9 protein-coding genes are annotated in these 10,073 nt (G+C 64.7%); 1 reads left to right on the forward strand and 8 read right to left on the reverse strand.

Features of this window, described 5'->3' with window-relative positions; genetic code table 11:
- The 7 genes from ABZD10_RS09885 to ABZD10_RS09915 form a co-directional block, all read right to left on the reverse strand.
- The coding region (locus tag ABZD10_RS09885) for a biotin/lipoyl-containing protein (protein WP_372886196.1) at positions 1–380 on the reverse strand (380 nt) is incomplete at its 3' end.
- A 12-nt stretch (positions 381–392) separates the two neighbouring features.
- Positions 393–1,658 (reverse strand): 2-oxo acid dehydrogenase subunit E2, encoded by a 1,266-nt coding sequence (locus ABZD10_RS09890; protein WP_372886197.1) that lies wholly within the window; start codon positions 1,656–1,658, stop codon positions 393–395.
- Between the two features lie 83 nt (positions 1,659–1,741).
- Positions 1,742–4,396: a pyruvate dehydrogenase (acetyl-transferring), homodimeric type gene (aceE, locus tag ABZD10_RS09895; RefSeq protein WP_372886199.1), complete on the reverse strand. Its 2,655-nt coding sequence runs from the start codon at positions 4,394–4,396 to the stop codon at positions 1,742–1,744.
- 12 nt (positions 4,397–4,408) lie between these two features.
- Positions 4,409–5,131, reverse strand: a complete 723-nt coding sequence (gene phbB, locus ABZD10_RS09900; RefSeq protein WP_372886200.1) for an acetoacetyl-CoA reductase — start codon at positions 5,129–5,131, stop codon at positions 4,409–4,411.
- A gap of 4 nt (positions 5,132–5,135) precedes the next feature.
- Complete coding sequence (locus ABZD10_RS09905; RefSeq protein WP_372886201.1) at positions 5,136–5,990, reverse strand: patatin-like phospholipase family protein; 855 nt, start codon at positions 5,988–5,990, stop codon at positions 5,136–5,138.
- A 4-nt stretch (positions 5,991–5,994) separates the two neighbouring features.
- Entirely contained in the window at positions 5,995–6,399 is a 405-nt protein-coding gene (locus ABZD10_RS09910) for a hypothetical protein (protein WP_372886202.1), read from the reverse strand.
- Entirely contained in the window at positions 6,396–7,571 is a 1,176-nt protein-coding gene (locus tag ABZD10_RS09915; protein WP_372886204.1) for an acetyl-CoA C-acetyltransferase, read from the reverse strand. Before ABZD10_RS09915 ends, ABZD10_RS09910 begins: the two co-directional genes overlap by 4 nt.
- Positions 7,572–7,981: 410 nt before the next feature.
- Here ABZD10_RS09915 and phaC point away from each other — a divergent pair, with 410 nt between their 5' ends.
- Positions 7,982–9,781: a class I poly(R)-hydroxyalkanoic acid synthase gene (gene phaC / locus ABZD10_RS09920; RefSeq protein WP_372886206.1), complete on the forward strand. Its 1,800-nt coding sequence runs from the start codon at positions 7,982–7,984 to the stop codon at positions 9,779–9,781.
- A gap of 92 nt (positions 9,782–9,873) precedes the next feature.
- On the opposite strand, the gene ABZD10_RS09925 is transcribed toward phaC, so the two are convergent.
- Positions 9,874–10,073: hypothetical protein (locus ABZD10_RS09925; protein ID WP_372886207.1), on the reverse strand; the 200-nt coding region annotated here is incomplete at its 5' end.

The raw sequence follows: 10,073 nt of genomic DNA on the forward strand, positions 1-10,073 counted from the left end.
GCGGCGGTATAGCCGCCCGGGCCGGAGCCCAGCACCACCACATCGGCGTGGATATCACCGGCGCCGGTGGCGGTGCCGGTGGCGGCCACGGCCTGCGGCGCTGCCGGAGCAGCAGGGGCTTCGGCGGCGGCTTTCGGGGCCGCTTCGGCGCCGGCGCCATCGAGGATCAGGATCAGCGAGCCTTCGGAGACGCTGTCGCCCTCGGCCAGCTTGATTTCCTTGACCACGCCGGCAGCGGGGGAGGGAACCTCCATCGTCGCCTTGTCGCTTTCGATCTCGATCAGCGGATCCTCGACGGCGACGCTGTCGCCGACCGAAACCAGGACCGTGACCACGGGCACATCGGAGAAATCACCGATATCAGGGACTTTGATTTCCATGGGTCTTCCTCCTTACCACATCAGCTTGCGCATGTCGCCGAGCAGGGTCTTGAGGGTCACGGTGAACCGTGCCGCCAGGGCCCCGTCGATGGCGCGGTGATCATAGGACAGCGACAGCGGCTGCATCAGGCGCGGCACGAATTCCTCGCCGTTCCAGACCGGGGCGATTTTCGAGCGGGTGAGACCCAGGATGGCCACTTCCGGCGCGTTGACGATCGGGGTGAACGAGGTGCCGCCGATGCCGCCGAGGCTGGAGATGGTGAAGGTGGCGCCGGACATGTCCGGGCCCTTCAGCTCGCCGGCGCGGGCCTTGCCCGACAGTTCCATCAGGTCCTTGGAGATCTCGACGAGGCCCTTGCGGTCGGCGTCCTTGATCACCGGCACCACGAGACCGTTCGGCGTGTCGGCCGCAAAGCCGATGTTGTAATAGTCCTTCTTGATCAGCTTGTCGCCATCGGGGTGGATCGACGAGTTGACTTCCCAATGTTCTTTCAGCGCCGAGACAGAGGCCTTGATGACAAAGCTCAGCAGGGTCACGCGATAGCCGTTTTCCTTGGCCATCGTGTCCATTTCCTTGCGGTATTTGTCGAGCTCGGTGATGTCGGCTTCGTCGTTGTGCGTCACATGCGGCACATTGAGCCACGAGCGGTGCAGCGCCGGGCCCGAGATCTTCTTGATGCGCGGCATTTCCACATCTTCGACGGGGCCGAATTTCGAGAAGTCCACCACCGGGATCGGCGGGATGCCCATGCCGCCCTGCGCCGCGCCGCCGGCCGCCGGGGCCGCCGCGGTCGAGGATTTCAGATATGCGGTGACGTCTTCGCGCAGGATGCGGCCCTTGCGGCCCGAGCCGTTGACCGATGCCAGGTCGATGTCGAGCTGGCGGGCAAAGGCGCGTACCGACGGCGAGGCATGGGCCTTGCCGAAGCCGGCATCGGTGACCGCCGGGGCGGCCGCGGCCGCCGGGGCCGGGGTTGCCGCAGGCGCGGCGGGGGCTGCTGCAGCAGCGGCAGGGGCGCCTGTGGCGGGCGCCTCTGCCGCTGCCTCTCCCTCGACAAGCAGCAGGAGGGAGCCCTCGGAGACCAGGTCGCCTTCGGCCACCTTGATCTCGACAACTTTGCCGGCAACGGAAGAGGGCACTTCCATGGTTGCCTTGTCGCTTTCCAGTTCGACGATCGGATCTTCAACCGCGATCACATCGCCCGGCTGAACCAGGATGGTCACCACCGGCACATCGGAAAAATCGCCGATATCGGGAACATTTACTTCAATGGTCATAACTTGATCTCCTCATTCTTGAAGGGCGCCCGCCACACCGGCAAACCGGGTTTGCATCCCATGCGGCAGGCGTCCGGTCCCGATCACACCAGGCGCGGGTTCGGCTTGGCGCCGTCGATGTCATATTTGGCAAGCGCCGTTTCCAGCACTTTCTTGGTGATGCTGCCGTCGCGATAGAGATCCACCATGGCCGCCGCGGCGATGTGGTTGGCGTCGACCTCGAAGAAGCGGCGCAGGTTCTCGCGGCTGTCCGAGCGGCCGAAGCCGTCGGTGCCCAGCACCGTGTAGCGGCCCGGCACGCAGGAGCGGATCTGCTCGGCATAGTTCTTCATGTAGTCGGTGGCGGCGATGATCGGGCCCTTGGCCTTGCTCAGCTGTTCGGTCACGAAAGAGGTTTTCGGTTCCTGCAGCGGATTGAGGCGGTTCCAGCGCGCCACGTCCTGGCAGTCGCGCGCCAGTTCGTTGAAGCTGGGCGCCGACCAGATCTCGGCGGTGACGCCAAAGTCTTCTTCCAGCATTTCTGCCGCCTTCAGCGCCTGCACCAGAATGGTGCCCGAGCCCATCAGCGTGACGTGCTTCTTGCCCGGTTTCTTGACCTCCTTGAAGCGATACAGCCCCTTGATGATCTCGTCTTCCACACCCATCGGCATGTCGGGATGGGCGTAGTTCTCGTTCATCAGGGTGAGATAGAAATAGACGTCCTCCTGATCGACATACATGCGCTGCAACCCGTGGTGCACGATCACCGCCACCTCATGCTGGAAGGTCGGATCATAGGTGATGCAGTTGGGGATGGTGCCGGCCAGGATATGGCTGTGACCGTCCTCATGCTGCAGGCCTTCGCCGTTGAGCGTGGTGCGCCCGGCGGTGCCGCCCAGCATGAAGCCGCGCGCCCGGCTGTCGCCGGCGGCCCAGGCCAGATCGCCGATGCGCTGGAAGCCGAACATCGAATAGTAGATGAAGAAGGGGATCATCGGCACGCCGTGGTTCGAATAGGCGGTGGCGGCGGCGATCCAGTCGGCCATGGCGCCGGCCTCGTTGATGCCTTCCTGAAGCACCTGGCCGTTGGTGGTCTCCTTGTAGTACATCATCTGGTCGGCGTCTTCGGGGGTGTATTTCTGCCCCTCGGGGTTGTAGATCCCCACCGAGCGGAACAGCCCCTCCATGCCGAAGGTGCGGCTTTCGTCGGGCACGATCGGCACCACGTTCTTGCCGACATTCTTGTCGCGCAACAGCGTGGTCAGGATGCGCACGAAGGCCATGGTGGTGGAAATCTCGCGCTCGCCGGTGCCTTTCAGCTGGGCCTCGAATTTCTCCAGCGGCGGGATCTCCAGTTTGGGCGCGTCGCTGAAGCGTTTCGGGAAGTCGCCGCCCAGCGCCTTGCGGCGGTCGGCCAGATAGGCCTGCTGGGCCTTGTTCAGCTTGACAAAGGGCGCCTTGGGCAGGTCCTCGTCGCTGACCGGGATCTTGAAGCGGTCACGGAAATCGCGCAGCTGGTCCTCGGCCATCTTCTTCTGCTGGTGGGTGGTGTTCTGGCCTTCGCCGGCCGAACCCATGCCATAGCCCTTGACGGTCTTGACCAGAAGACAGGTCGGGGTGCCCTTGGTGTCGCTGGCGCGTTTGAAGGCGGTATAGACCTTCTGCGGATCATGCCCGCCCCGGCGCAGGGCCCAGATCTGCTCGTCGCTCCAGTCTTCGACCAGCGCCGCGGTCTCGGGGTATTTGCCAAAGAAATGCTTGCGGATATAGGCGCCATCCTTGGATTTGAAGGTCTGGTAGTCGCCATCCACGGTCTCGTCCATCAGCTGGCGCAGCTTGCCCGAGGTGTCCTTCTCCAACAGCTCGTCCCAGCCCTTGCCCCACAAGAGCTTGATCACGTTCCAGCCGGCGCCGCGGAAGTCGCCCTCCAGCTCCTGCACGATCTTGGAATTGCCGCGCACCGGCCCGTCCAGCCGCTGCAGGTTGCAGTTGATGACGAAGATCAGATTGTCCAGCCCCTCGCGCACCGCCAGATCGATGGCGCCGCGGCTTTCCGGCTCGTCCATCTCGCCGTCGCCGAGGAAGCACCAGACCTTGCGGTCGGCCATGTCGATCAGGCCGCGGTTGTGCATGTATTTCATGAACCGCGCCTGGTAGATCGCCATCAGCGGCCCCAGACCCATGCTGACCGTCGGGAACTGCCAGTATTCCGGCATCAGCCAGGGGTGCGGATAGGAAGACAGCCCGCCGCCGCCGACCTCCGAGCGGAAGTTCTCCATCTGCTCCTGGGTGAACCGGCCCTCCATGAACGACCGCGCATAGATCCCCGGCACCACGTGGCCCTGGAAGAACACAAGGTCGCCGCCATGCATCGTCGACATGGCCCGCCAGAAGTGGTTCAGCCCGGTATCGTACATGCAGGCCGACGACGCGAATGACGCGATATGCCCGCCATATTCGCTCGATTCCTTGTTGCGCCGAACCACCGTCGCCATCGCGTTCCAACGGTTGATCCTGCGGATCCGCTTCTCCATCTCGGCGTCGCCGGGGATCTCCAGCAGGTCATCGGCTGGGATCGTGTTCTGATACGGCGTGGTGGCGCTGAACGGCAGGTTCGCGCCCGCCGCGCGGGCCTGCTGCACCGCCTTGTCCAGCAGGTAATGCGCCCGGTTCGGGCCGTCGCGCTCGATCACGTCAAGAACGGCGTCCTGCCATTCCTGGCTCTCGATCGGATCGATATCGGGGAAATCTTTGCTCATCGGTCTTGTCCTTTAGACGAAGAACTGCGCGCCGTTGGCCGAAATCGTCGAGCCGTTGATGAAGCCCGCGTCATCCGAGGCGAGGAAGGTCACACAGCGCGCGATCTCTTCCGGCTCTCCCAGCCGACCGGCCGGGATCTGCGCGATGATGCTCTCGCGCACCTTCTCGGGCACCGCCATCACCATCTCGGTGGCGATATAGCCGGGGCAGACCGCGTTCGCCGTGATCCCCGCCCGCGCGCCTTCCTGCGCCAGGCTCTTCACGATCCCCAGATCGCCGGCCTTGGTCGCGGCATAGTTCACCTGGGCGAACTGGCCCTTCTGGCCGTTGATCGACGAAATCACGATGACCCGGCCGAACTTGCGCTCGCGCATGCCAGGCCAGACCGGGTGCACGGTGTTGAAGACACCGGTGAGGTTGGTGTCGATAACCTCTTTCCACTGCTCGGGCGTCATCCGGTGAAACGGCGCGTCGCGGGTGATCCCGGCATTGGCCACCACGATGTCGATCGGCCCGACTTCGCTCTCGACCTTCTCGATGCCGGCTTTCGAGGCGTCATAATCCGCCACGTTCCACTTGTAGGTCTTGATCCCGGTCTCTTCGGTGAAGGCCTTCGCCTTCTCGTCGTTCCCGGCATAGGTCGCGGCGACGTTGTAGCCTGCCGCTTTCAGCGCCTTGGATATCGCCTCGCCGATGCCGCGGCTGCCTCCGGTGACCAGTGCTGTGCGTGCCATATCACTATTCCTCCCATTCTTTTCGTTTGAGTCCATGTTGTTCCAGAAACGCCGCCCCGTCCACCTCGCCCCTGTCCCAGGTGGCGCGGATCTTTTCCGGGTCGGTGAAGTCGATCTTGTCGGCGGGTATTTCGTCGGACGGCGCAAGGTAGACGCGGTCCGGGTGGTCGGGGATATTGCGGTAGCCGCGGGTCAGCAGGACCAACGTGCGTCCCCGGTCCGGTTCGGGCATCGGCGCCTGGTCGACCATGCCCCCATCGATGACCGCCTGCCCGTCCCACTCGGCCAGGTCGAACAGCGGCGGAATGGTCGCCGCGGCGCAGACCAGGTCGACCAGCCGCCCGGCGCGTGCCGCGTCGCGCGCATCGACCAGGCTCGACGTGACGCCGACCTTCTCTGCCCAGTTGAAATGCGGGCTGGAGACCAGGTGCAGTTCCGCCTCGTAGGCCAGCGTCGCGGCGGTGGCCAACAGCTTGCCGCCCTTCGGCGGATGGCCGATGAGAACCTGGAACGACACGCCTTCGGCCACGACGCGTGCCGCCGCTTCGTTCAACGTCTCGGCGACGACCTCGCGATAGATCCGCTGATGCGGCGTCAGTCCCGCGCCGTCGTCCGCGACCGCGTGCCATTCAAAGTTGCGATCCTGCCGCGCAAAGGCCCGCGCCATGATCCGCAGCAGGTCCCGCCCGCGATCCGCGATGAAGCAGGCCGCCGAAAGCGCGCCGCCGCTGACCCCGGTGATGCGCGCGGGGTCAAGCCCGAGCGCGTCTCGCACCACGTTCATGAACCCGCCCTGCCAGAAACACCGGGTGCCCCCTCCCGAAAAGACGACCTGATCGAAAGAGAGCGTTCCGGTCATCCGCCTAGTCCTCCAACGGCAGAAGGCCGCGATCTTCGCCAAGCGCTGCGCAGTACTCGATCCAATCGACATTCTCGCGCAGCTTGAGCAAACTCGACATCCGCCCCGACCATTTCGTGGCGAGATCGGCGCGCAGATCCCGGACATGCGCCTCCGGATCGGCGATGCCCTCGGCCGAGGCTTGGCGGACCGCCTCTTCGGCGAAAAGCTCCGCCCCGGCATACATGAGCTCCTGCTTCTCGGGACTGCGGCGCCTCGCCGGCCGAAGCCCCGCGATCTCGGTATAGATCACGGCGCACTCGGCAAGGCTGGTCGAGATCGGCTTCACGTTCTGCCCGAATGCAGGGGGGGCGGCGGGACTCATGGCAACCACCGGTGCCAGACAGATCCAGCCGCCCGCCCGGATCACGGACGTTCCAGGCACATCGCGACGCCCATGCCCCCGCCGATGCACAGAGTGGCAAGGCCCTTCTTGGCATCCCGCCGCTTCATCTCGTGCAAAAGCGTGTTCAGGATACGCGCACCCGAGGCACCGATCGGGTGCCCGATGGCGATCGCGCCGCCATTGACGTTCACGATCTCCGGATCCCAGCCCATGTCCTTGTTGACCGCGCAGGCCTGGGCAGCGAAGGCCTCGTTGGCCTCGACCAGGTCCAGGTCCTCGACCTTCCAGCCGGCCTTCTCCAGCGCCTTGCGGCTGGCATGGATCGGGCCGACGCCCATGATCGACGGGTCCAGCCCGGCGGTGGCGTAGGACGCGATGCGCGCCAGCGGCGTGATGCCCCGCTTCTCGGCGTTCTCGGCGCTCATCAGGATCACACCCGCCGCGCCGTCGTTCAAGCCCGAGGCGTTCGCCGCCGTGACCGAGCCGTCCTTGGCGAAGGCGGGGCGCAGCTTGGCCATCGCATCGATCGTCGCTCCGTGGCGGATATACTCGTCCTTGTCGACCACGATGTCGCCCTTGCGGGTCTTCACCGTGAACGGAATGATCTCCTCGTCGAACCTGCCGGCCTTCTGCGCGGCCTCGGCCTTGTTCTGGCTGGCCACCGCGAAGGCGTCCTGCTGGTCGCGCCCGATCTGCCATTGCTGGGCCACGTTCTCGGCGGTCTGGCCCATATGATAGCCGTTGAACGCGTCCCACAGCCCGTCGCGGATCATCGTGTCGATATAGCTCACGTCGCCCATCTTGTGGCCGGCGCGCAAATGAGCGGCATGCGGGCTCAGCGTCATGTTCTCCTGGCCGCCGGCCGCCACGATGTCGGCATCGCCCAGCTGGATATGCTGCGCGCCCAGCGCCACCGCGCGCAGGCCGGAGCCACAGACCTGGTTGATCCCCCAGGCAGAGCTTTCCTTGGGAAGCCCCGCATTGATATGCGCCTGCCGCGCCGGGTTCTGCCCCTGCGCCGCGGTCAGGACCTGGCCGAGGATCGTTTCGTTCACTTCCGACTTGTCGATCCCCGCGCGCTCGACGATGGCCTCCAGCATGGCGGCGCCAAGATCGTGGGCCGGGGTGTTGGCGAAGGATCCGCCGAAGCTACCGACAGCGGTGCGCCCCGCGGACGCGATTACGACATTCGTCATCTCAGTTCTCCCGAGTGTGTTGTGGTGACACCGGCCCGGTCGGCAACCGGACGGCCTGGTGGATGGGTGGCAGGAGAGGACCGGCCAAGCGACCGAAGTCAGCGTGCAGAGGCCGCCTGCGCGGCACCAGCCGGGAGGGACACGGCGGATTCTGGCAGCCGGACGCTATAACTTCGTTCCTCTTCCTTGCGCTGCGCGACGGATCGCGCATCTCGAAATGCAAACCGCCCTCGCATGCGTGCCGCCACGGCCCGGCAGGCAAGAGCCTCATGATCATGCCCGCGTCCACGCGGGAAACGCAACGCGAAATTGCGCCCAAGCGGCGGAGATCCGGATTACGGCGGACGCATGGCTGTCGACAAGCCCCCGCATCGTGCTAGCAATAGATGCCGCCAGAGGGAAACGCCGCCATGACCGACACGCCGCAGGAACGGACACCCGCCCTCCCCGACATCGGCCGCATCGCCGAGCGCTGGGCCGAGACCTCGCAGAAAAGCCTTGCCCTGATGAACCGCTTCGCCGAGCAGGCCATGACCCCTGCGATCGGCACCGCCGAGATCGACCAGAGCGCCCTGCGCGCCTTCCAGGATCTCGCGCTCAAGCTCTCCACCAACCCGATGGCCGTGGCCGAGGCGCAAGTCGATCTCTGGAAGGGCATGATGGACGTCTGGACCGACACCGCCGCGCGCATGGCCGGGGTCGAGCCCGGCGGCGGCAAGGCCGGGAAACCGGACCGCCGCTTCGCCGGCGAGGAGTGGGAGGAAACCGTCGCCTTCGACTACATCAAGCAGTCCTACCTGGTGGCCTCCGACTACATCCAGAACCTCGTTGGCGCCGCCGAGGACGATCTCGACCCGGCCGCCGCGCGCAAGGTCAAGTTTCTTTCCCGCCAGTTCGTCAGCGCGATCTCGCCCGCCAATTTCATCGCCACCAACCCCGCGGTGCTCAAGGAAACCGTCAACTCCGGCGGCGAGAACCTGCTGGCCGGCCTCAACAACCTGCTGGGCGACCTCGAACGCGGCGAGGGGCAGCTGAAAATCTCGATGACCGACGAAAAGGCCTTCGAGGTGGGCAAGAACGTCGCCTCGACCCCCGGCAAGGTGGTGTTCCGCAATCGCCTCTTCGAACTGATCATGTACGAGCCCAGCACCGACAAGGTCCACGCCACCCCGATGCTGTTCGTGCCGCCCTGGATCAACAAGTACTACGTGCTCGACCTGAAACCCGAGAACTCCCTGATCAAGTGGGTCGTCGACCAGGGTCACACCCTCTTCGTCATCTCCTGGGTCAACCCCGACGATTCGCTCAAGGATGTCTCCTTCGCCGATTACATGCGCGAGGGCGTGCTGGTCGCCCTCGACGAGGTCGAGAGGATCTGCGCGCAGCCCAGGATCAACCTGCTGGGCTTCTGCATCGGCGGCATCCTGTCCACGACCACGCTCGCCTGGATGGCCGCCAAGGGCGACGACCGGATCAATGCCGTCACCCTGCTGGCCACCATGATCGACCTCAAGGACGTGGGCGAGATGTCGGTCTTCGTCGACGCCGAGCAGATCCGGGGCATCGAAAAGAAGGTCTCCAGCCGCGGCTATCTTGAGGGCCGCGAAATGGCCGAGATGTTCAACATGATGCGCGAGAACGACCTGATCTGGTCCTTCGTCGTGCAGAACTACCTGATGGGCAAGGAACCCGTGCCCTTCGACCTCTTGTACTGGAACTCCGATTCGACCCGCATGCCCGCAAAGATGATCGTCGAGTACCTGTCGAAATTCTACCGCGACAACGCTTTCATCGAGGGCGGGCTGGAAATCGACGGCACCCCTATCGACGTGACCAAGATCAAGACTCCCGCCTACCTGCTGGCGACCAAGGAAGACCACATCGCCCCGTGGAAGTCCTGCTTCGAGGGCAAGCGCGCCTTCGCCGGCCCGACCCGTTTCGTCTTGGGAGGCTCCGGCCACATCGCCGGCATCGCCAACCCGCCGGTCAAGAACAAGTACGCCCACTGGATCAACGAGGACGCGCAGGGCCTCGACCCCGACACCTGGTTCGCCGGCGCCACGCAGCACCCCGGGTCCTGGTGGACCGACTGGGGCAAGTGGCTGAAGGCGCACGGCGGCAAGAAGGTCCCCGCCCGTAGCGCGGAAAGCTGCGGCGCCGAGATCCTCTGCGACGCGCCCGGCGAATACGTCAAGGTACGCGCCAAGTAGGGTGGGTTTCACCCCACCAATTCCCAACTTTTCGGCTTGTCAAAAACGGTCGTTTCTGACCGGAAACACGTTTGCGACGACTTGCTCACCGTTCAATTCATGCGCCGCCAGACCAGCGTTTCAAGGTTCAACACGAATGCGCCGTCCATGTCGGTGAAACCGGGTTCGATCTTGCCACCGGTCACGACAATATCGCGCCCATCAAACGTCGCACTGTGCCTGTTGATCCAGCCCGGATTATGTCCCGTGGTGTGAACTCTGTGTATTGAAAAATCTGCCAGATTCAGCCGCA

Origin of the sequence: Shimia sp. (assembly GCF_041624275.1) — a bacterium.
GTDB lineage: Bacteria > Pseudomonadota > Alphaproteobacteria > Rhodobacterales > Rhodobacteraceae > Shimia.